21 protein-coding genes are annotated in these 20,991 nt (G+C 72.0%); 11 read left to right on the forward strand and 10 right to left on the reverse strand.

Annotated features, from left to right (window positions below; translation table 11 throughout):
- Positions 1–91: 91 nt before the first annotated feature.
- The 4 genes from BJ961_RS08625 to BJ961_RS08640 form a co-directional block, all read right to left on the reverse strand.
- Positions 92–979, reverse strand: coding sequence for an amino acid ABC transporter permease (locus tag BJ961_RS08625; protein WP_271320710.1), 888 nt, complete (start codon positions 977–979; stop codon positions 92–94).
- Positions 976–1,644, reverse strand: a complete 669-nt coding sequence (locus BJ961_RS08630; protein WP_271320711.1) for an amino acid ABC transporter permease — start codon at positions 1,642–1,644, stop codon at positions 976–978. Before BJ961_RS08630 ends, BJ961_RS08625 begins: the two co-directional genes overlap by 4 nt.
- A gap of 84 nt (positions 1,645–1,728) precedes the next feature.
- Entirely contained in the window at positions 1,729–2,568 is an 840-nt protein-coding gene (locus BJ961_RS08635; RefSeq protein WP_271320712.1) for a glutamate ABC transporter substrate-binding protein, read from the reverse strand.
- 203 nt (positions 2,569–2,771) lie between these two features.
- A complete protein-coding gene (locus BJ961_RS08640) occupies positions 2,772–3,548 on the reverse strand; it encodes an amino acid ABC transporter ATP-binding protein (protein ID WP_271320713.1) in 777 nt (258 codons plus the stop codon).
- Positions 3,549–3,850: 302 nt separating this feature from the next.
- Here BJ961_RS08640 and BJ961_RS08645 point away from each other — a divergent pair, with 302 nt between their 5' ends.
- Positions 3,851–4,549, forward strand: coding sequence for a response regulator transcription factor (locus BJ961_RS08645; protein ID WP_271320714.1), 699 nt, complete (start codon positions 3,851–3,853; stop codon positions 4,547–4,549).
- The gene (locus BJ961_RS08650; protein ID WP_271320715.1) at positions 4,546–5,991 is read left to right on the forward strand and encodes a HAMP domain-containing sensor histidine kinase; all 1,446 of its coding nucleotides are present in this window, start codon (positions 4,546–4,548) and stop codon (positions 5,989–5,991) included. The genes BJ961_RS08645 and BJ961_RS08650 overlap by 4 nt, the downstream gene beginning before the upstream one ends.
- Here BJ961_RS08650 and BJ961_RS08655 read toward each other — a convergent pair.
- From BJ961_RS08655 to BJ961_RS08670, 4 genes are all read right to left on the reverse strand, one after another.
- Positions 5,970–6,965: a TAXI family TRAP transporter solute-binding subunit gene (locus BJ961_RS08655; RefSeq protein WP_271320716.1), complete on the reverse strand. Its 996-nt coding sequence runs from the start codon at positions 6,963–6,965 to the stop codon at positions 5,970–5,972. The two genes, BJ961_RS08650 and BJ961_RS08655, sit on opposite strands and share 22 nt — an antisense overlap.
- 313 nt (positions 6,966–7,278) lie before the next feature.
- Entirely contained in the window at positions 7,279–8,526 is a 1,248-nt protein-coding gene (locus BJ961_RS08660) for a cation:proton antiporter (RefSeq protein ID WP_271320717.1), read from the reverse strand.
- 4 nt (positions 8,527–8,530) lie between these two features.
- On the reverse strand, positions 8,531–9,016 hold the full coding sequence (locus tag BJ961_RS08665) for a cation:proton antiporter regulatory subunit (RefSeq protein WP_271320718.1): 486 nt from the start codon (positions 9,014–9,016) through the stop codon (positions 8,531–8,533).
- 11 nt (positions 9,017–9,027) lie between these two features.
- On the reverse strand, positions 9,028–9,246 hold the full coding sequence (locus tag BJ961_RS08670) for a hypothetical protein (protein ID WP_271320719.1): 219 nt from the start codon (positions 9,244–9,246) through the stop codon (positions 9,028–9,030).
- On the opposite strand from BJ961_RS08670, the gene BJ961_RS08675 reads away from it, so the two are divergent.
- The 4 genes from BJ961_RS08675 (at position 9,215) to BJ961_RS08690 (ending at position 13,220) form a co-directional block, all read left to right on the forward strand.
- Positions 9,215–10,201 (forward strand): HAMP domain-containing sensor histidine kinase, encoded by a 987-nt coding sequence (locus tag BJ961_RS08675; protein ID WP_271320720.1) that lies wholly within the window; start codon positions 9,215–9,217, stop codon positions 10,199–10,201. The genes BJ961_RS08670 and BJ961_RS08675 overlap by 32 nt on opposite strands.
- On the forward strand, positions 10,201–10,860 hold the full coding sequence (locus BJ961_RS08680; protein WP_271320721.1) for a response regulator: 660 nt from the start codon (positions 10,201–10,203) through the stop codon (positions 10,858–10,860). Before BJ961_RS08675 ends, BJ961_RS08680 begins: the two co-directional genes overlap by 1 nt.
- Before the next feature lie 73 nt (positions 10,861–10,933).
- On the forward strand, positions 10,934–12,451 hold the full coding sequence (gene miaB / locus BJ961_RS08685) for a tRNA (N6-isopentenyl adenosine(37)-C2)-methylthiotransferase MiaB (RefSeq protein ID WP_271320722.1): 1,518 nt from the start codon (positions 10,934–10,936) through the stop codon (positions 12,449–12,451).
- Between the two features lie 49 nt (positions 12,452–12,500).
- Positions 12,501–13,220: a class III extradiol dioxygenase subunit B-like domain-containing protein gene (locus BJ961_RS08690; RefSeq protein ID WP_271320723.1), complete on the forward strand. Its 720-nt coding sequence runs from the start codon at positions 12,501–12,503 to the stop codon at positions 13,218–13,220.
- Between the two features lie 199 nt (positions 13,221–13,419).
- On the opposite strand, the gene BJ961_RS08695 is transcribed toward BJ961_RS08690, so the two are convergent.
- Entirely contained in the window at positions 13,420–13,713 is a 294-nt protein-coding gene (locus tag BJ961_RS08695) for an antitoxin (RefSeq protein ID WP_271320724.1), read from the reverse strand.
- A 24-nt stretch (positions 13,714–13,737) separates the two neighbouring features.
- On the reverse strand, positions 13,738–14,028 hold the full coding sequence (locus tag BJ961_RS08700) for a hypothetical protein (protein ID WP_271320725.1): 291 nt from the start codon (positions 14,026–14,028) through the stop codon (positions 13,738–13,740).
- Positions 14,029–14,210: 182 nt separating this feature from the next.
- Between BJ961_RS08700 and miaA the strand changes: the two genes are divergently transcribed.
- The 5 genes from miaA to BJ961_RS08725 all read left to right on the forward strand — a co-directional run bounded on the left by miaA (position 14,211) and on the right by BJ961_RS08725 (position 20,863).
- Positions 14,211–15,149, forward strand: coding sequence for a tRNA (adenosine(37)-N6)-dimethylallyltransferase MiaA (gene miaA / locus BJ961_RS08705; protein ID WP_271320726.1), 939 nt, complete (start codon positions 14,211–14,213; stop codon positions 15,147–15,149).
- 107 nt (positions 15,150–15,256) lie between these two features.
- On the forward strand, positions 15,257–15,757 hold the full coding sequence (locus tag BJ961_RS08710) for a hypothetical protein (protein WP_271417001.1): 501 nt from the start codon (positions 15,257–15,259) through the stop codon (positions 15,755–15,757).
- Between the two features lie 75 nt (positions 15,758–15,832).
- A complete protein-coding gene (gene dapF / locus BJ961_RS08715; RefSeq protein ID WP_271320727.1) occupies positions 15,833–16,702 on the forward strand; it encodes a diaminopimelate epimerase in 870 nt (289 codons plus the stop codon).
- Positions 16,703–16,963: 261 nt separating this feature from the next.
- Complete coding sequence (locus BJ961_RS08720; protein WP_271417002.1) at positions 16,964–19,129, forward strand: RelA/SpoT family protein; 2,166 nt, start codon at positions 16,964–16,966, stop codon at positions 19,127–19,129.
- Between the two features lie 207 nt (positions 19,130–19,336).
- Positions 19,337–20,863: a M1 family metallopeptidase gene (locus BJ961_RS08725; RefSeq protein ID WP_271320728.1), complete on the forward strand. Its 1,527-nt coding sequence runs from the start codon at positions 19,337–19,339 to the stop codon at positions 20,861–20,863.
- Positions 20,864–20,991 lie beyond the last annotated feature (128 nt).

Raw genomic sequence — 20,991 nt, forward strand, 5'->3', positions numbered from 1 at the left:
CTGCCGCTGCCCGCGTCAAGCGACGGAGGCCGTGGCGATCGCGCCACGGCCTCCGTCGACGGTCACCCGAGGTGACCGAGTGTCAGGTGCGTCAGACCTTGCCGCCGACCCCGGCGTCGGCGGTCTCCACGTCGTCCGCCCTGAGCACCGCGCCGGTCGACTTCTTCGCCCGCCGCAGCCGGCGCTCCAGCCAGCTCGCGAAGCTCGTGAGAGCGAAGTTCAGCGCGATGTAGATCACGGCGACCACGGTGTAGCTGGCGATCACGTTGGCGCCGTAGTAGCCGCTCATCGTGTTGGCCGACGCGAGCAGCTCGGGGAAGGTGAGGATCGCGCCACCGAGAGCGGTGTCCTTCAGGATGACGACGAGCTGGCTGACGATGGCCGGCAGCATCGCCGTGACCGCCTGCGGCAGCAGGATCAGCCGCATGACCTGGCCCTTGCGGAGCCCGATCGCCATCGCGCCCTCGGCCTGGCCCCTGGGAAGGGCCAGGATGCCGGACCGGACGATCTCGGCGAGGACGGAGGCGTTGTACAGCACCAGGCCGGTGACGACCGCGTAGAGCGGACGGTCGTCCGAGCTGACGTTCGTGTACTCGGCGAAGAGGGCGAGACCGAAGATCATCAGGACCAGCACGGGGATGGACCGGAAGAACTCGACCACGACCGCGGCCGGCACCCGGACCCACTTGTGGTCGGAGAGCCGGGCGATGCCCAGTGCGGCGCCGAGCGGCAGCGCGATGACCACCGCGAGGGCCGCGGCCTTCAGCGTGTTCTGCAGACCCGGCCAGATGTACGTCGACCAGGCCTCGGTGCCGGTGAAGAACGGCTTCCACAGGGCCCACTCCAGCTGACCCTTGTCGTTGAGGGTGCTGAACACCCACCACAGCAGGGCGGCGAAGACCACCAGGAAGACGACCGTGAGGAGGACGTTGCGCCGCTTGGCGCGGGGTCCCTGCGCGTCGTAGAGGACCGAGCTCATCGCTTCACCGCCACCTTCTTGCCCACCCAGCCCAGGATCAGGCCGGTCGGCAGCGTCAACACCACGAACACGAGAGCGATGACCGCGGAGATGAGCAGGAGCTGAGCCTCGTTCTCGATCATCTCCTTCATCAGCAGCGCCGTCTCCGCCACACCGATGGCGGCGGCGACCGTGGTGTTCTTGATCAGAGCGATCAGCACGTTCGCCAGCGGAACGACGGACGAGCGGAAGGCCTGCGGCAGCACCACCAGCCGGAGTACCTGCCCGAAGCTCAGGCCGAGCGCCCGGGCCGCCTCCGCCTGGCCGACCGGCACCGTGTTGATGCCGGAGCGCAGCGCCTCACACACGAACGACGACGTGTAGAGGATCAGGCCCAGGACGGCGAGCCGGAAGTTGATCGTCTCGAAGTCGTTCCCGCCGCCGAGGGTGACCCCCAGCGTCTGGCTCAGTCCCAGCGACGCGAACAGAATGATCACGGTCAGCGGGATGTTCCGCACGATGTTCACGTACGCGGTCCCGAAACCACGCATCAACGGCACCGGGCCGACCCGCATGGCGGCCAGCATGGTGCCCCAGATCAGCGAGCCGACGGCCGAGAGCACAGCGAGCTGCACTGTCGTCCAGACGGCACCCGCCAGGTCGTAATCCTGAAGAAAGTCGAACACGATCTCCCGCGCTTCCGCGTGTAGGGATGCCCGCCCCGGTGCGCCGCCCCCGTCCGGGGGCGGCGCACTCCGTCAGGCCCGGCCTCAGCTCTTGATGTCGCCGATCTTCGGCGCCGGCTCGTTCTTGTAGTTGGCCGGGCCGAAGTTGTCCTTCACGGCCTTGTCCCAGGCGCCGTCCGCGACCATGGCCTCGAGCGCGTCGTTGATCTTGTTCTTGAGGTCGCTGCCCTTCTTGACGCCGATGCCGTAGTTCTCGTTCGTCAGCTTGAAGCCGCCGAGCTTGAACTTGCCCTTGAACTGCGACTGGGAGGCGTAACCGGCGAGGATCGAGTCGTCGGTGGTCAGCGCGTCGATGGCGCCGTTCTGCAGACCGGGCAGGCAGGCCGAGTACGTCGGGTACGGCTGCAGCTGCGCCTTGGGAGCGAGCTTGTCCTTGATGTTCTGGGCCGAGGTCGAGCCGGTGACCGAGCAGAGCTTCGCCTCGTTCAGGTCCTCCGGCGACTTGATCTTGTCGTCGTCGGCGCGGACCAGTACGTCCTGGTGGGCGAGCAGGTAGGGACCGGCGAAGTCGACCTTCTCCTGGCGGCTCGGGGTGATCGAGTAGGTGGCGGCGATGAAGTCGACGTCGCCGCGCTGGAGCATGGTCTCGCGGTCGGCGCTCTTCGACTCCTTCCACTCGATCTGGTCCTCGGTGTAGCCGAGCTTCTTGGCGACGTACGTGGCGATGTCCACGTCGAAGCCCTCGTACCCGTCGGGGGTCTTCTGGCCGAGGCCCGGCTGGTCGAACTTGATGCCGATGGTGATCTTCTTGCCGCCACCGGAGGAGCCGCTGTCGCCGCTGTCGTCGTCGCTGCCGCACGCGGTGGCGGCGAGGGCGAGGGCGAGGACGGTGGCCGAGGCGGCGGTGACCTTGCGGAGCTTCATGGTGAACATCCTTTGGCTTTGGTCCAGCTGAGATCGAGCTGCGATCGGACGGTCGGGGGACCGGGCGATCAGGCGATCAGACGATCGGGTGCGGCCGTCGGGAGTGGGCCGCCGGGGCGGCCGGCGCGAGGCGCCGGAGCCGCTCCGAAGTCTCAGAGGTGTATCTCGGTGACGCGTCTCGCTGACGCGTCTCGTGGTGCGTCTCAGTGGTGCAGGATCTTCGACAGGAAGTCCTTGGCACGGTCGCTGCGCGGGTTGCTGAAGAACTGGTCCGGCGTGGCCTCTTCGACGATGCGGCCGTCCGCCATGAACACCACGCGATTGGCGGCGGAGCGGGCGAAGCCCATCTCGTGCGTGACCACGATCATGGTCATCCCGTCCTCGGCGAGCTGCTTCATGACCTCGAGGACCTCGTTGATCATCTCGGGGTCGAGCGCCGACGTCGGCTCGTCGAAGAGCATGACCTTCGGACCCATCGCCAGCGCCCGCGCGATGGCCACGCGCTGCTGCTGACCGCCGGAGAGCTGCGCGGGGTACTTGTCCGCCTGGGCGCCCACACCGACCCGGTCGAGCAGGGCGCGGGCCTGCTCCTCGGCCTTCTTCGCGTCGACCTTGCGGACCTTGACCTGGCCCAGGGTCACGTTCTCGAGCACCGTCTTGTGCGCGAAGAGGTTGAAGGACTGGAAGACCATGCCGACGTCGGCCCGCAGCCTGGCCAGCTCCCTGCCCTCGGCGGGCAGCGGCTTGCCGTCGATCGTGATCGAACCGTCGTCGATGGTCTCCAGGCGGTTGATGGTGCGGCACAGGGTGGACTTGCCGGACCCTGAGGGTCCGATGACCACGACGACTTCGCCGCGGGTGATCGTCAGGTCGATGTCCTGGAGCACGTGCAACGCGCCGAAGTGCTTGTTGACACTCTTCAGGACGACCAGTTCGCCGGTCGCAGCCTTGTCTTCCTTGGCCACCGATACTTCGGTCATCGCTCTCGGGCTCCGTCCTCCTGGGTTTCGCAGGACAGTAGTGACCTCGGACACCCCGCGTCTCTACATCTGAGCGAGATCTGAGCATCACGATCCGATAGCAATCGGACACGAGTCGTAGCACTTGTGACCTGGGCGCATATCGGCCGGATAACTTCGAGCGGCCGTGACCGGAACCCTCTTGACGCCGTCCCCGTCCATCGGCGTCACTGCACAGGACGCACGCGCGCGTGCCCGTGCTTTCGCCCGTCCCGATTTCTACCCGCGCCGAGCGTACGGCCGATGAACCGAAGGGAGCCCGGATGAGACTGCTGCTCGTCGAGGACGACAACCACGTGGCCGCCGCCCTGTCCGCGATCCTGGCCCGGCACGGTTTCGACGTCACCCACGCGCGCAGCGGCGAGGAAGCCCTCCAGGCGCTCGTCCCTGAGGTCGACGGCTTCGGCGTCGTCCTGCTCGACCTGGGCCTGCCCGACCAGGACGGCTACGAGGTCTGCGGCAAGATCCGCAAGCGCACCAGCACCCCGGTCATCATGGTCACCGCGCGCTCCGACGTCCGCTCCCGCATCCACGGCCTCAACCTCGGCGCCGACGACTACGTGGTCAAGCCGTACGACACCGGGGAACTGCTCGCCCGGATCCACGCCGTCAGCCGGCGCACCGTCCACGAGGACGCCACCGGCAGCACCGAGACCGTGGTGCGCCTCGGCACGGTGCGCATCGAACTGCCGACCCGCCAGGTGAGCGTCGACGGCTCGGTGGTCCAGCTCACGCGCAAGGAGTTCGATCTGCTCGCCCTGCTCGCCCAGCGCCCCGGCGTCGTCTTCCGCCGCGAACAGATCATCAGCGAGGTCTGGCGCACCAGTTGGGAGGGGACCGGACGCACCCTGGAGGTGCACGTCGCCTCCCTGCGCTCCAAGCTGCACATGCCCGCGCTGATCGAGACCGTCCGCGGCGTCGGCTACCGCCTCGTCGCCCCCACGGGCAGCGGGGCCGGGTGAGTACACGCCTGCTTCCGCTGCTCATCGTCCTGATGGCGGCCGTCCTGCTCGCGCTCGGCGTTCCGCTCGGCGTCAGCGTCGCCCGCGCGGAGCAGCAGAAGGTCGTCATCGACCGCATCGACGACACGGCACGCTTCGCCGCACTCGCCCAGTTCGTCACCGAGGACGTGCCGGGCGGCTCGCGCCGGACGAACACCGACGAACGCCTGGAAACCCTGCAGACCGAGCTGACCAGCTACTACGAGGTCTACGGAATCAAGGCGGGCGTCTTCTACCGCAACCACATCCCGATGGCCAACGCCCCGACGACGTGGTTCCTGCCGCAGACCGGCGAGGTCCGCGACTCCTTCGACGAGGCGTTGCTCAGCCGCCGCAGCCACGACCCCCAGCAGGTGTGGCCCTGGCAGGACGGCCGGCTCGTGGTGGCCTCGCCGGTCATCCGGGACGGCGACGTGGTCGCCGTCGTGGTCACCGAGTCGCCGACGGACTCCACGCGGTCGCGGACCCTGCGCGGCTGGCTGGTCATCGCCGCCGGGGAGTTCGCCGCGATGCTGCTCGCCGTCGGCGCCGCGCTCCGGCTGACGGGCTGGGTGCTCAAGCCGGTCCGCGTGCTGGACGCCACCACCCACGACATAGCCACCGGGCGGCTCAAGTCCCGCGTCGCGCCGTCCGGGGGGCCGCCGGAACTCAGACGGCTGGCCGGATCGTTCAACGAGATGGCCGACCACGTGGAGGACGTGCTCGAACAGCAGCGCGCCTTCGTCGCCGACGCCTCGCACCAGCTGCGCAACCCCCTCGCCGCGCTGCTGCTGCGCATCGAGCTGCTCGCCCTCGAACTGCCCGAGGGCAACGCGGAGATCGCCTCGGTCCAGGCCGAGGGCAAGCGGCTCGCCCGGGTCCTGGACGACCTGCTCGACCTGGCGCTGGCCGAGCACAGCCAGGCCGACCTGCAGGTCACCGACGTCGGCGCGCTGGCGGCCGAGCGGGTGGCGTCCTGGGCACCCACGGCCGACGCCAAGGGCGTACGGCTCATCGGCGACTGCCCGCCGACCACGGGCTGGGCCGACCCGGTGACGCTCTCCAGCGCCCTGGACGCGGTCATCGACAACGCCGTGAAGTTCACGCCGCGCGAGGAGACCGTCCGGGTCGAGGTGGCCTCCACCGGGGACGCCGTCACGGTCGTCGTCACCGACAACGGCCCCGGGCTCACCGACGACGAGCTCGCGCGCGTGGGCGACCGCTTCTGGCGCAGCGGGCGGCACCAGAACGTCAAGGGCTCGGGGCTGGGCCTGTCGATCAGCCGGGCGCTGCTCGCCGCGGGCGACGGCTCGGTCTCCTTCGACCACCACGCGCCGCACGGCCTGGCGGTGACGGTCACGGTGCCCAGGACCGGTACGGCGCCCAAGGAGCCGGAGCGGCCCTACGGCTTGACCGACCGGTAGTAGCGCCGGGCGCCCTCGTGCAGTTCCAGCGGGTCGGTGTAGATCGCCGTACGCAGGTCGACCAGCTGGGCGGAGTGGACGTGCGCCCCGATGCCGTCGCGGCTGTCGAGGACGGTCCGGGTCAGCCACTCGGTGAGCCGGGGATCGACGTCCGCGCGGGTCACCAGCAGGTTGGACACCGCCATGGTGGGCACCACGGCGCCGTTCTGCACGGTCGGATACGCGGACTCCGGCATGTTGGTGGTGCGGTAGTAGCGGGTCGCGCCACCGGACTCGTGCAGCTCCGTGACGAGGTCGTCGCCGATCGGCACGAACCGGAAGGCGGATTTCTCCGCGATCTGCTTGAGACCGTCCGTCGGCACGCCGCCCGACCAGAAGAACGCGTCGAGCTCGTCGCCCAGCCGCCCCGGACCGGTGTCGATCCCGTCCGCGCGGGGCGTGATGTCCGTCTCCGGATCGATGCCCACGGCCTTGAGCAGCCGGGTGGCTATCAGCCGTACGCCGGAGTTGGGCAGCCCTATCGCCACCCGCTTGCCGCGCAGGTCGGCGACCGACTGGATGTCCGAGTCACTCGGCACGACGAGCTGGACGTAGTCGTCGTAGAGGCGGGTGACACCGCGCAGGCTATCGGCGCCGGGGCCTCCGGCGAGCTTGTACGTCTCGACGGCGTCGGCCGCGGCGATGGTGAAGTCGGCCTCCCCGGACGCCACCCGCTCGACGTTCTCCTGCGAGCCCGCGCTGGTCATCAGCCGCACCTCCAGGCCTGGCATGTCCCTGCGCAGCTCGGTGCGCAGCAGCTCGCCGTACTTCTGGTAGACGCCGGCGCGGGTGCCCGTGCTGAACGTGATCGTCCCGCTCGGCGGCTTCTCGCCCAGGGGCAGCAGCCACCACAGCAGCAGCCCGAGCACGACGGCACCGGCCACCGCGCCCTGGACGGCCCGGCGCCTGCCGATACGGGAGAGCAGCGTGGACATGCGCCCGATCCTGCCAGCCCGCACCCGTGCTGACCAGGGCCGGGCTCACACGGCGATGCCGGACAGGCGGCGGCGGGCCCGACGGGTCCAGCGGCTCGGCCACGAAGACGCCGCGCGCCCCGGATCCCGACGGGTCCCGGCCCGGCTCCGTCGGGCCGCGACCCGCGGCCTGGGCTCCGTCGTGCGGCTACGCGCGCGTCCGGGTTGGGCGTGCGACGGCCCGCGCCCCGGTCACGCCCGCTGTCGATGCGACGACCCCGGCGCTCGGGCGCCGGGGTCGTGAGGGCAGCGGGCAGGGCCGGGTGGGGTGGGGTCAGTCGCCCACCGAGGCCTCCGCCTCCGTCGCGGTCGTCCGGGGCGTCTCCTCCGTGGAGCCGCCGGGGCCGCCGGGGCGGTCCGGGTTGTCGCGGCGGCGGAACAGACGCATCGCCAGGGGCTCGGTGAAGCGTGCCGTGAGGGGGCCGAGGACGACCAGGATGAGGACGTACGCCGTGGCCAGCGGGCCCAGGGACGGTTCGATGCCGGCCGAGACCGCGAGGCCCGCGATGACGATCGAGAACTCGCCGCGGGCCACCAGCGCGCCGCCCGCGCGCCAGCGGCCCTTCACGGAGATGCCCGCACGCTTCGACGCCCAGTACCCGGTGGCGATCTTCGTCACTGCGGTGAGCAGCGCCAGCGCGAGAGCGGGCAGCAGGACCGGCGGGATGCTGGCCGGGTCCGTGTGCAGCCCGAAGAAGACGAAGAAGACCGCCGCGAACAGGTCCCGCAGCGGACTCAGCAGCGTGTGCGCGCCCTCCGCGACCTCCCCGGACAGCGCGATGCCCACCAGGAAGGCACCCACCGCGGCCGACACCTGCAGCTGCTGCGCGACACCGGCGACCAGGATCGTCAGGCCCAGCACCACGAGGAGCAGCTTCTCCGGGTCGTCGCTGGAGACGAAGCGGGAGATGAGCCGGCCGTAGCGCACCGCCACGAACAGCACCAGGCCCGCCGCGGCCAGCGCGACGGCCAGCGTGATGCTTCCCGTCATCAGGCCCGCACCGGCGACCAGGGCCGTGACGATCGGCAGGTACACCGCCATCGCCAGGTCCTCCAGGACCAGAACGCTGAGGATCACCGGCGTCTCGCGGTTGCCGACCCGGCCCAGGTCGCCGAGCACCTTGGCGATCACACCGGACGACGAGATCCACGTCACGCCGGCGAGGACGACGGCGGCCACCGGGCCCCAGCCCATCAGCAGCGCGGCCACCGCGCCCGGCACCGCGTTGAGCGCGCAGTCGACGAGACCCGCCGGATAGTGGGACTTGAGGTTGGTGACCAGGTCGCTGGCCGTGTACTCCAGGCCCAGCATCAGCAGCAGGAGGATGACGCCGATCTCGGCGCCGGTCGCGACGAACTCCTCGCTCGCGCCGAGCGGGAGCAGCCCGCCCTCGCCGAAGGCCAGACCGGCCAGCAGGTACAGCGGGATGGGGGACAGCCGGTAACGGCCGGCGAACCGGCCGAGCAGCCCGAGCCCCAGGATGATGGAACCGAACTCGATCAGCAGAACCGCGGAGTGCACCGGCTCACTCCTGCCCGAGTATCGCCGCGGCGGCATCGACGCCCTCGCGGGTGCCGATGACGATCAAGGTGTCACCACCCACGAGCCGGAAGTCCGGGGCCGGCGAGGGAATCGCCTCGGCCCGCCGCAGTACGGCCACGATCGAGGCCCCCGTGTCGGTCCGCATCCGGGTGTCGCCCAGCAGCCGCCCGTTCCAGCGGGAGGTGGCGGCCACCTCGACGCGTTCGGCGACCAGGCCCAGATCCGTGGTGTAGAGCAGGCTCGCGCTGTGGTGGGAGGGTTTCAACGCGTCTATCAGCGCGCCCGCCTCGGGCGAGGTCAGCCGCAGCGAGTGGGCGCAGGAGTCGGGGTCGTCCGTCCGGTACACGTTCACCGTGCGGGTGCCGTCGCGGTGCGCCACCACCGACAGGTGGCGGTGTTCGCGGGTCACCAGGTCGTACTGGACCCCGATACCCGGGAGCGGCGTGGCCCTCAGGCGTGGAGCTGACACGTACTTTCCCCTCACTCGTCCTGCGTCTCGTGCCGCACTTCCCGCACGTGGGTGACGTGCTCGCGACCTCGCCATGCTGCCATCCGCACGTACGGTGGCGATATGGGTGTCGTGACGGATATACGCAGCCGGTCGCGGGCGGCGAAGCTGGCTGCGGGGCTGTCGTGCGCGAAATCCGGGAGGAGCGGAAAGAGGAACGTGTCGTTGTTCTGGCGGATCTTCTCGCTCAACGCCGCGGGCCTGGTCGTCGCCACCGCACTGCTGCTGGGCCCGGTCACCGTGTCGACGCCCGTGCTCGCCGGGGAGGCCCTCGTCCTGCTGGCCGGCCTCGCGGCGCTGCTCGCCGGCAACGCGGTCGTGCTGCGTATCGGACTCACCCCGCTGCACCGGCTGGGGCGGGCCATGTCCACCGCCGACCTGCTGGTGCCCGGCGCGCGGCCGAGGGTCTCGGGACCGGCCGAGGCGGCGCAGCTCATCGCGACGTACAACACCATGCTGGACCGGCTCCAGGCCGAACGCGCCGCCGGCGCCGGCCGAGCGCTGCAGGCCCAGGAACGCGAACGCCACCGCATCGCCCGCGAACTCCACGACGAGGTGGGTCAGACCCTGACCGCCGTCCTCCTCCAGCTCAAGCGGGTCGCCGACCGGGTCCCCGGGGAGCTGCGCGAGGAGGTGACCCTGGCGCAGGAGGCCACCCGGGCCGGCCTCGACGAGATCCGCCGCATCGCCCGCCGCCTGCGCCCCGGCGTGCTGGAGGAACTCGGCCTCGCCAGCGCCCTGCGCTCGCTCGCCGCCGAGTTCACGCATCACGGACTGACCGTCCACCACCACGTCCCCGGCGACCTGCCCCCGCTCGCCCCGGAGGCCGAACTCGTGCTGTACCGGGTCGCTCAGGAGGGTCTGACCAACACCGCCCGCCACGCCGCCGCCGACCGTGCCGCGCTCACCCTGCGCCCGCTGCCGCAGCCCGAGGGGGGCGGTGTCGAACTGCTCGTCCGGGACAACGGCACCGGCCTCGGCACGGCCGCCGAGGGCGCCGGCATCCGGGGGATGCGGGAGCGGGCCCTGCTGATAGGAGCCGAGATCCACTTCGAACCCGCCCCCGGAGGGGGCACCGACGTACGCCTGCGCGTCCCCGCGCCGCCGGGGGACCGTCCCGCAGACCGAACCGGAGACAGCCCCTGATGTCAGCACGGCCCCCGATCCGCGTCCTGCTCGCCGACGACCACACCCTCGTACGCCGCGGAGTCCGCCTCATCCTGGACGGCGAACCGGACCTGACGGTGGTCGCGGAGGCCGGTGACGGTGCCGAGGCGGTCGCGGCCGCACGGGCCACCGAGGTCGACCTGGCGGTCCTGGACGTCGCCATGCCCCGCATGACCGGCCTCCAGGCCGCCCGCGAGCTCTCCCGCCGCCTGCCCGAGCTGCGCATCCTGATCCTGACCATGTACGACAACGAGCAGTACTTCTTCGAGGCGCTCAAGGCCGGCGCCTGCGGATACGTGCTCAAGTCCGTCGCCGACCGGGACCTGGTCGAGGCGTGCCGGGCCGCGGTGCGCGACGAGCCGTTCATCTACCCCGGCGCGGAGCGGGCCCTCGTCCGTTCCTACCTGGACCGCATGCAGGGGGGCGGCGGCCTCCCCGAGCGGCCCATCACGGAACGCGAGGAGGAGATCCTCAAGCTTGTCGCCGAGGGCCACACCTCCAAGGAGATCGGCGAGCTGCTGTTCATCAGCGCCAAGACCGTCGAACGCCACCGCGCGAACCTCCTGCAGAAGTTGGGCGTGCGCGACCGCCTGGAACTCACCCGGTACGCGATCCGCGCGGGGCTCATCGAGCCCTGAGCCGTCCCCGCCCGCACGGCCGCTCCACCGCGGGCGGCGTTCGCCGCGATCGCGACCGCCTACCCTTGTCGCCATGAGCAGCATCGACCGGAGCCAGTCAGTGGGCGGCACGCGCACCTATGAAGTACGCACCTACGGGTGCCAGATGAACGTCCACGACTCCGAGCGATTGTCCGGCCTGCTGGAGGGCGCGGGCTACGTCCGCGCCCCCGAGGGTGCCGACGGCGACGCGGACGTCGTCGTCTTCAACACCTGCGCCGTGCGGGAGAACGCGGACAACAAGCTGTACGGCAACCTCGGCCGGCTCGCCCCGCGGAAGGCGAGCCGCCCCGGCATGCAGATCGCGGTCGGCGGCTGCCTCGCGCAGAAGGACCGCGACACCATCGTGCGGCGGGCTCCCTGGGTGGACGTCGTCTTCGGCACCCACAACATCGGCAAGCTCCCGGTGCTGCTGGAGCGCGCCCGCGTGCAGGAGGAGGCGCAGGTCGAGATCGCCGAGTCCCTGGAGGCGTTCCCGTCCACGCTGCCCACCCGGCGCGAGAGCGCCTACGCGGCCTGGGTCTCCATCTCCGTCGGCTGCAACAACACCTGCACCTTCTGCATCGTCCCCGCGCTGCGCGGCAAGGAGAAGGACCGCCGCCCCGGCGACATCCTCGCCGAGGTCGAGGCCCTGGTCGCCGAGGGGGTCAGCGAGATCACCCTCCTCGGGCAGAACGTCAACGCCTACGGCTCCGACATCGGCGACCGCGAGGCGTTCGGCAAGCTGCTGCGCGCGTGCGGGAGCATCGAGGGCCTGGAGCGCGTCCGCTTCACCTCCCCGCACCCGCGCGACTTCACCGACGACGTCATCGCCGCCATGGCCGAGACGCCGAACGCGATGCCGCAGCTGCACATGCCGCTCCAGTCCGGCTCCGACCCGGTGCTCAAGGCGATGCGCCGCTCGTACCGGCAGGAGCGCTACCTGGGGATCATCGAGAAGGTGCGGGCCGCCATCCCGCACGCGGCGATCACCACCGACATCATCGTGGGCTTCCCCGGCGAGACCGAGGAGGATTTCGAGCAGACCCTGCACGTGGTCCGCGAGGCCCGCTTCGCCCAGGCCTTCACCTTCCAGTACTCCAAGCGGCCCGGGACCCCGGCCGCCGAGATGGACGGCCAGATCCCCAAGGCGGTCGTCCAGGAGCGCTACGAGCGTCTGGTCGCCCTCCAGGAGGAGATCTCCTGGGAGGAGAACAAGAAGCAGGTCGGCCGCACCCTGGAGCTGATGGTGGCCGAGGGCGAGGGCCGCAAGGACGGCGCCACCCACCGGCTCTCCGGCCGCGCCCCCGACAACCGCCTGGTGCACTTCACCAAGCCGGAGCAGGAGGTCCGCCCCGGCGACGTGGTGACCGTCGAGGTCACCTACGCCGCCCCGCACCACCTCCTCGCCGAGGGCGCGGTGCTCGAGGTGCGCCGCACGCGCGCGGGCGACGCCTGGGAGAAGCGCAACGCCGCCGAGCAGGCCAAGCCGGCCGGCGTCATGCTGGGCCTGCCGAAGATCGGCGTGCCCGAGCCCCAGCCGGCCGTGGCGAGCGGCTGCGGCTGCGACTGACCGCGGGGGGTGCCGCGAGGGGCGGCGGTACGGGGCTACGCTGCCGATCATGCTTGTCGCCGCCGCCGTCTGCCCCTGCCCGCCGCTCCTCGTACCGGAGGTCGCCGCGGGTGCCGCACCCGAGCTGGACGCCGCGCGCGCCGCGTGCACGGACGCGCTGGGCGTGCTCGCCGCGTCCCGTCCCGACCGGCTCGTGGTCGTCGGCCCCGCGGACACCGCGGGGCCCGAGACCTACCCGCAGGGCGCGCGGGGCTCCTTCCGCGGCTTCGGGGTGGACCTGGACGTGTGCCTGGGCGCCGACGGCACCGGCGGCGACGTGGGTGGAGCAGTTCTGCCGTACGGGCTCGCCGTCGGCGCCTGGCTGCTCGGGCGGACCGGGTGGGCCGGCGTCCCCGTCGACGCCGTCGGTGTGGGGGAGGCGCTGCCCGCCGAGCGGTGTGCGGCCCTCGGCCGGGACGTCGCCGAGCGGGCCGGGCGGACGGCGCTGCTGGTGCTGGGCGACGCCAGCGCGTGCCGCACGCTCAAGGCGCCCGGCTACCTCGACGCCCGGGCGGCGCCCTTCGACGCGGAGGCGGCACGCGCGCTGGGAGCGGCGGACGTGGCCGCCCTGGCCGCCCTGGACGTGGCACTGGCCCGTGAGCTGAAGGTGTCCGGCCGGGCACCCTGGCAGGTCCTCGCGGGCGCGGCCGAGGGCACGGACCTCGGCGGCGCGCTGCTGTACGAGGACGCGCCCTACGGGGTGGGTTACGTCGCGGCCACCTGGTCGTAGGCGGAGTCGGAATCGTAGTCGTAGGGACTCGGGGCGGGAACGCGCGCGGGCGCGAAGAGCGAGACACGCGCGCGGTCGTCCGTCCGGGCGCGGAACCGCGCGCGGACGACCCGGAGCCGATCCGCTCCGCAGCCGTCCGCAGCCACACGGGTGCCCCGTCCCCGGCCGCCGAGCGCCGGGGACACGGGCGGACCCGGGATCAGGAAGCCGGAGGCGGCCCGGCCGGAGGGGGGCCGCCGGGCGTGCCGCCCGGTGCGCCGCCGGTTCCGCCCGTGCCCTCGTCGTCCTTGTGCGCGAGGCGGTCCATGGCGCCCTTGGCCTTGCCGGTGCCCGTCTGGATCCGGTCGCTGTACTTGCCCTTGGTCCTCTCGTCGACGGTCCGCGCCATCTTGTCGAGACCGCGATCGATCTTGTCGCCGTGCTGCTGCGCGAGATCGGAGACCTTGCCCTTCGCCGGTTCGAGTCTGGCCTTCAAGTTGTCCAGGAGACCCATGGTTCGCCTTCCCTCACGGGGCAGTCAGGTGCGGGCGCCCTTGTCGGCCTCGTTGTCGACGGCCTCCTCGGCGGACTGCTGCTTGGGGATGCCGACACCCTCCGAGTCGCCGGCTTCGGCGGCTGCCGCGGGTTCGTCGACCTCCGCCGTGTTCCGGGGACCCGTGTCGGCCGCCTCCGCGGCTCCGGCAGCCTTCTCCTCCGCCGCGCGCCCGGTGTCCGGGGTGTCGGTTCGGATCTCGGCGGCCGACGCCTCCTCGGTGGTCTTCGACCCGGTGGCCTTCGACCTCCTGAAAAACCGTGCAAAAACGCCCATATCAACTCCATACGTTACTCGTGCGGGCGACATCCCGCGGCATCCGGTGCGTCCGTTCGCGTCTCCGGGGCCCTGACCCGGAGGTCCGGGGAGCGGGAACCTCGCAACGGGCAACGACCCCGGCCGCCAACCGTCACGTAGCTCGTTCGAGGGCGACGTGGGAGGTTTGCGAGACTGTTGTGGTGAGCAGCGCATTCCCCGCACCCCGCGTCATCGCCGTCGTCGGACCCACCGCAGCCGGAAAGTCCGATTTGGGCGTCTTTCTGGCCGAGCGGCTCGGCGGCGAGGTCGTCAACGCCGACTCCATGCAGCTCTACCGTGGGATGGACATCGGCACCGCCAAGCTGACCCCCGAGGAGCGCGGCGGAGTGCCGCATCATCTCCTCGACATCTGGGACGTCACCGTCACCGCCTCCGTCGCGGAGTACCAGCGGCTGGCACGGGAGCGGATCGACGCGCTGCTCGCCGCCGGACGCTGGCCGGTCCTCGTCGGCGGCTCCGGCCTCTACGTCCGCGGCGCCGTCGACAACCTGGAGTTCCCCGGCACCGACCCCGAGGTCAGGGCCCGGCTGGAGGCGGAGCTGGAACTGCACGGTCCCGGTGCCCTGCACGCGCGCCTGGCCGCCGCCGACCCGGAGGCCGGGCGGGCCATCCTGCCCAGCAACGGACGCCGGATCGTGCGCGCCCTCGAGGTGATCGAGATCACCGGCAGGCCCTTCACCGCCAACCTCCCCGGCCACGACTCCGTCTACGACACGGTGCAGATCGGCGTCGACGTGGCCCGCCCCGAACTGAACGAGCGCATCACCTCGCGTGTCGACCGGATGTGGGAGGGCGGCCTGGTCGACGAGGTCCGGGCACTCGAAGCACAGGGTCTGCGCGAGGGGCGCACGGCGTCGCGCGCGCTCGGCTACCAGCAGGTGCTCGCGGCGCTCACCGGCGCGTGCACGCTGGACGAGGCGCGTGCCGAGACCGTCCGTGCCACCAAGCGCTTCGCGCGCCGCCAGGATTCGTGGTTCAGGCGCGACCCGCGGGTGCACTGGTTGAGTGGGGGTGTGGCGGACCGCACGGAACTTCCGCGGCTCGCCCTGTCGTTGGTCGAACGACCGGTTACAGCCTGATCACGTGATGGCATCGGGACGCCCCGGCCGTCATCCGGGCCTGCGGCGGCGTGCCATCATCGAGCTTCGATCGACCGAGTGAGTCCAAGTTGGGAGGGCGCGTGGCGATGGAGGCCGGCCCTCGTGACACCGCACCGAGCACCGAGCACGGCACCGGCCGGCCCGGCGCACCGGAGTCGGACGGCGTCGCCCTGAGCCCCGACGGCCCCGACGAGGCGCCGGAGGGTGTCGCGGCCGACGGCCCCGAGGCCGACGAGATGTACGGGGACGAGGTCGAGGTCGAACTGCGCCCCCAGCGCCGGCTGCGGATCTGGCAGCTCGCCCCGATCGTGTGCCTGGCCGCGCTCGGCTCCCTGATGTTCGCCTTCCCGCTCGCCTTCGACTTCGGCGACAGCGGCGCCGTGATCGCGATGCTGGGACTGCTGATCTGCTCCTGCGCGGCGGGGTGGGGCATGATGGCCGCCCGCCGGGTCGGTTACACGTGGCCGGGCCTGCCGCAGCGGGGATCGGGACGCCGTGCCGACTGGCGGATGATCCTCGTGTACGCCCTGGCGGTCGCCGCCGTCGTCGTCCTCGCCGTGTGGCGGGTGGCCCGCCTGCGGAGCTGACCCGGCCGCGCACCCCCGGACCTGCCTCTCTCCGCCCCTCGTGGTCACCGGTCGCCCACCCCGTACGATCGAGGAATGAGCACGCGGATCGCCTTCCTCAAGGGGCACGGCACAGAGAACGACTTCGTGATCGTTCCGGACCCGGAGAACGTCCTCGACCTGCCCCCCGCCGCCGTCGCCGCCCTGTGCGACCGCCGCGCGGGCCTCGGCGGCGACGGACTGCTGCACGTGGTGCGGTCCGCGGCCCATCCCGAGGCCAGGGGCATGGCCGCCGACGCGGAGTGGTTCATGGACTACCGCAACGGCGACGGCTCGGTGGCGGAGATGTGCGGCAACGGCGTGCGGGTCTTCGCGCGCTACCTCCAGCACGCCGGGCACGCCACCGAGGGTGACCTCGCGATCGCGACGCGCGGGGGCGTCAAGACCGTGCACCTCGCCAAGAACGGGGACGTCACCGTGGGCATGGGCCGCGCGCGGCTCCCCGAGGGCGACGTCGAGGTGAGCGTCGGCGAGCACACCTGGCCCGCGCGGAACGTGAACATGGGCAACCCGCACGCGGTCGCCTTCGTCGCCGACCTCGCCCACGCCGGCGACCTGTACGCCCCGCCGCCCCACCGGCCCGCCGGCGCCTACCCGGACGGGGTCAACGTCGAGTTCGTGGTCGACCGCGGCCCCCGTCACGTCGCGATGCGCGTGCACGAGCGCGGCTCCGGGGAGACCCGCTCCTGCGGCACCGGCGCGTGTGCCGTCGCCGTCGCCGCCGCCCGCCGGGACGGCGTCGACCCGGCGGTCACCGGCACCCCGGTGACGTACACCGTCGACGTGCCCGGCGGAACCCTGGTGATCACCGAGCGCCCCGACGGCGAGATCGACATGACGGGGCCCGCGGTGATCGTCGCGGAGGGCGCGTTCGACTCCGCATGGCTGGAAGGGGTACTCGGCTGAACCACGACCCGATGACGGACCGGCCGGTGTCCGGCAAACCGGTGAACCACAGCCCGGTCCATGACACTCAGTGCGAAAACGTAAACCCTCGGACCATCGCTCGAATGGGTGATCCGTTTCACGCTCGGCGAGAGGCGGTCGGCCGCACGTGATGGGCTCGATAGCATCAAGCACCGGCCCGGACGGGGGACCGACACCATCCCCTGAGCCGTGTCCGCCCTGGGATTCCCCGTCCGCCGGTCCGCGCAGCCGGAGGTGCCCATGAACGCGGAGGCCGTGAATCCAGCGAGCCCGGGCCCTGTGCCGCCCGCGGCCACCGGCGCCGCCGCGCCGACGCCCCGCAGGAAGGCCCGCCCCCGCATCGACCTGCGCCGGCTGGGCCGCGCCGCCCTGCTCGGCTCCGCCACCCGCAGCCGGGGCCTGCCCGACGCCATCGGCCACGTCGTCGAGGCCCACCGCGCCCACCACCCCGACGCCGACCTCGACCCGCTGCGCCGCGCCTACGTCCTGGCCGAGTCCTCGCACCGCGGCCAGATGCGCAAGAGCGGCGAGCCGTACATCACCCACCCCCTCGCCGTCACCCTGATCCTCGCCGAGCTGGGCGCGGAGACCACGACCCTGACCGCCTCGCTCCTCCACGACACGGTCGAGGACACCGAGGTGACGCTCGACCAGGTCGGCGACCAGTTCGGCGCCGAGGTCCGCTACCTCGTCGACGGCGTCACCAAGCTGGAGAAGGTCGACTACGGCGCCGCCGCCGAACCCGAGACCTTCCGCAAGATGCTCCTCGCCACCGGCAACGACGTCCGCGTGATGTCGATCAAACTCGCCGACCGGCTCCACAACATGCGCACCCTCGGCGTCATGCGCCGCGAGAAACAGGAGCGCATCGCCAAGGTCACCCGCGACGTGCTCATCCCGCTCGCCGAACGGCTCGGCGTCCAGGCGCTCAAGTCCGAGCTGGAGGACCTGGTCTTCGCGGTCATGCACCCCGAGGAGTACGAGCACACCCGCAAACTGGTCCACGACAACGCCGCCCGCGCGGACGACCCGCTCACCGCGGTCGCCGACGAGGTGCGCGGCGTGCTCCGCGAGGCCGACATCCAGGCCGAAGTCCTCATCCGGCCCCGCCACTTCGTCTCGGTGCACCGCGTCTCCCGCAAGCGCGGCACCCTTCGCGGCGCGGACTTCGGCCGCCTCCTGGTGCTCGTGCAGGAGGACGCCGACTGCTACGCCGTCCTCGGTGAACTGCACACCTGTCTGACGCCCGTCGTCTCGGAGTTCAAGGACTTCATCGCCGTCCCCAAGTTCAACCTGTACCAGTCGCTGCACACGGCGGTCGCCCGCGCCGAGGACGGCCAGGTCGTCGAAGTCCTCATCCGCACCCACCAGATGCACAAGGTCGCCGAGGCCGGCGTCGTCGCACTCGGCAACCCCTACGCCCAGCCCGCGGAGGAGCAGAGCCCCGGCGACGGCGAGCGCGCCGACCCGACCCGGCCCGGCTGGCTCTCCCGGCTGCTCGACTGGCAGCGCGGCGCCCCCGACCCCGACACGTTCTGGTCCACCCTCCGGGAGGACCTCGCCCAGGACCGCGAGATCACCGTCTTCCGCCCCGACGGCGGCACCCTGGGTCTGCCCGAGGGCGCGACCTGCGTCGACGCCGCGTACGCCCAGTACGGCGAGGACGCGCACGCGACCATCGGCGCCCGGGTCAACGGCCGCCTGGCGCCCATGAGCACGGTGCTGCGGGACGGCGACACCGTCCAGCTCCTGATGGGTCAGGACTCCGCCTCCGAGCCGTCCAAGGAGTGGCTGGAGCACGCCCGCACGCCCGCCGCGCGGATCGCCATCCAGCGCAGGCTCGCGGCCCACCCGGAGCCCGTGCCCGAAGCGGAGGAGCCGCTCCGCGACCCCGCCGCACCCGACGCCCACCCCCCGCGTCCCGCCGCCGACACTCCGGCCGCCCGCCCCGCCTCCGCCGACGTCCTCGTCGACCCGCCGGGTGCGACCGTGCGGCTGGCGGGCTGCTGCACCCCCGTACCGCCGGACGAGATCACCGGCTTCGCCGTGCGCGGGGGAGTGGTGACCGTGCACCGCGCCCAGTGCCCGGTGGTGGCGCGCATGAAGGACGCGGGGCGCACGGAGGTCGCCGTGCGCTGGGGCGAGAGCACCGAGTGCCGGGTCACCCTGCTCGCCGAATCGTTCGGCCGCCCGCATCTGCTGGCCGACCTCACCGAGGCCATGGCCCTCGAAGGGGCCGAGATCGTCTCCGCGACCGTCGAACCCCCGGACCGGCAGCGGGTCCGGCACAGCTACACCGTCCTGCTCCCGGACGCGGCCCGACTGCCCGCCCTCATGCGCGCCATGCGCGAGGTGGCCGGCGTCTACGACGTCAGCCGCGCACAGCCGCAGCCGACCGGCGCCTGACCGGTACGCGCGCCGCAGCCGACCGGCGCCTGACCCGTACGCGCGCCGCGGCTCTCCGGTACGGCCTCCCGCCGCAGCGCCGCGCCGGGAGAGGCGTACGGGAGAGCCGCACCGCGAAGCCGCCGCCGGGCCCGGGGACGTACCCGTTCGGGTGCCCCGGGCGCGCGCCGTCGCCGTGGGGCACGCGCGCGCTGATAGCGGTGAGGGATGCTGCACACCCCTCACTCCCCGACTCCGCGAACCCGCGCACGCGCCCGGCGCCGGCTCAGGGCGGCCGCGCTGCTCGCCTCGGCCGTGTCCGTCTGCCTGGTCGCCGCGAGCGCCCCGCCGGCTCCGCTGGGTGTCGGCGACCGCCTCTTCCCGCACCTGGGCAACCCCGGCTACGACGTGGCGGCGTACGACCTCTCCTTCACCTACTCCGGCGACAACAGCAAGCCGCTGAAGGCCGTCACCACCATCGAGGCCCGCACGACGGCGGACCTGGACCGGGTCAACCTCGACTTCGCCCACGGCCGGGTCGACTCCGTCGATGTCGACGGCGAGCCCGCCGGCTTCACCACCGCCGGCGAGGACCTCGTCGTCACGCCCGAGGACGCGCTCGACGAGGGGGAGTGGACCCGGATCACCGTGCGGCACACCAGCGACCCCGTCTACCCCGAGGACCGCCAGGGCGGCTGGGTGCGCACCGCCGACGGACTCGCCATGGCCAACCAGGCCGACGTCGCCCACCTGGTGTTCCCCTGCAACGACCACCCCTCCGACAAGGCCCGGTTCACCTTCCACGTCACCGCCCCCGACGGACTCACCGCCGTCGCGAACGGACTGCCGACGGACGTGGACCGGACCGGTGGAACCACCACCTGGACCTACCGCAGCCCGCACCCCATGGCCACCGAACTGGCCCAGGTCTCGATCGGCCGCTCCACGGTGCTGCACCGCACCGGCCCGCACGGGCTGCCCCTCCGAGACGTCGTGCCGACGAAGCACCGCACGGCGCTGGAACCCTGGCTGAAGAAGACCCCGGAGCAGATCGCCTGGATGGAGAAGAAGGTCGGGCGCTACCCCTTCGAGACGTACGGCCTGCTCATGGCCGACGCCACCACCGGCTTCGAACTGGAGACCCAGACGCTCTCCCTCTTCGAGCGGGAGCTGTTCACCGAGCCCGCCTACCCGCAGTGGTACGTCGAGGCGATCATGGTCCACGAGCTGGCCCACCAGTGGTTCGGCGACAGCGTCAGCCCGGCCACCTGGTCCGACCTGTGGCTCAACGAAGGGCACGCCACCTGGTACGAGGCGCTGTACGCCGAGGAGACCGCGGAGAAGCCCATGGCGGCACGGATGAAGGCCGCCTACGGCGCCTCCGACCGCTGGCGCACCGCGGGCGGACCGCCCGCGGCCCCCAAGCCGCCGAAGAACGGCAGCAAGACCGGCATCTTCCGCGCCAACATGTACGACGGCTCGGCACTCGTGCTCTACGCCCTGCGCCAGGACATCGGCCGCCCGGCCTTCGAACGCCTCGAAGCCGCCTGGGTCGACCGCCACCGGGACGGCACGGCGACCACCGCCGACTTCGTCCGGCTCGCCTCGGAGATCTCCGGCCGCGACCTGCGCGACTTCTTCCAGGCCTGGCTGTACGAAGAGAAGACCCCGCCGATGCCCGGCCACCCGGACTGGAAGCAGACCCCCGCCGAGAAGGGCACCGCCAAGGCGTCGGCGAAGGCGCACGGGGAATAAGCCGGTGACGAGACGGCCCGTGCCGTGCGACCATCTTCGGGACGGTGCGGTACGGGCCGCGGGAATCTCCCCGACGGCTCGCACGTTGTACACGATGTCGCGGCGAACGCGTCGCGCCGACCGCTTCC

This window comes from Streptomyces lienomycini, assembly GCF_027947595.1.
GTDB classification, from domain to species: Bacteria; Actinomycetota; Actinomycetes; order Streptomycetales; family Streptomycetaceae; genus Streptomyces; species Streptomyces lienomycini.

Coding starts and splice junctions, on each gene's coding strand:
- BJ961_RS08625 (WP_271320710.1), bottom strand. CDS start 979: ATGAGCTCGGTCCTCTACGACGCGCAGGGACCCCGCGCCAAGCGGCGC.
- BJ961_RS08635 (WP_271320712.1), bottom strand. CDS start 2,568: ATGAAGCTCCGCAAGGTCACCGCCGCCTCGGCCACCGTCCTCGCCCTC.
- BJ961_RS08640 (WP_271320713.1), bottom strand. CDS start 3,548: ATGACCGAAGTATCGGTGGCCAAGGAAGACAAGGCTGCGACCGGCGAA.
- BJ961_RS08645 (WP_271320714.1), top strand. CDS start 3,851: ATGAGACTGCTGCTCGTCGAGGACGACAACCACGTGGCCGCCGCCCTG.
- BJ961_RS08655 (WP_271320716.1), bottom strand. CDS start 6,965: ATGTCCACGCTGCTCTCCCGTATCGGCAGGCGCCGGGCCGTCCAGGGC.
- BJ961_RS08680 (WP_271320721.1), top strand. CDS start 10,201: ATGTCAGCACGGCCCCCGATCCGCGTCCTGCTCGCCGACGACCACACC.
- miaB (WP_271320722.1), top strand. CDS start 10,934: ATGAGCAGCATCGACCGGAGCCAGTCAGTGGGCGGCACGCGCACCTAT.
- BJ961_RS08690 (WP_271320723.1), top strand. CDS start 12,501: ATGCTTGTCGCCGCCGCCGTCTGCCCCTGCCCGCCGCTCCTCGTACCG.
- BJ961_RS08695 (WP_271320724.1), bottom strand. CDS start 13,713: ATGGGTCTCCTGGACAACTTGAAGGCCAGACTCGAACCGGCGAAGGGC.
- BJ961_RS08700 (WP_271320725.1), bottom strand. CDS start 14,028: ATGGGCGTTTTTGCACGGTTTTTCAGGAGGTCGAAGGCCACCGGGTCG.
- BJ961_RS08710 (WP_271417001.1), top strand. CDS start 15,257: ATGGAGGCCGGCCCTCGTGACACCGCACCGAGCACCGAGCACGGCACC.
- dapF (WP_271320727.1), top strand. CDS start 15,833: ATGAGCACGCGGATCGCCTTCCTCAAGGGGCACGGCACAGAGAACGAC.
- BJ961_RS08720 (WP_271417002.1), top strand. CDS start 16,964: ATGAACGCGGAGGCCGTGAATCCAGCGAGCCCGGGCCCTGTGCCGCCC.
- BJ961_RS08725 (WP_271320728.1), top strand. CDS start 19,337: ATGCTGCACACCCCTCACTCCCCGACTCCGCGAACCCGCGCACGCGCC.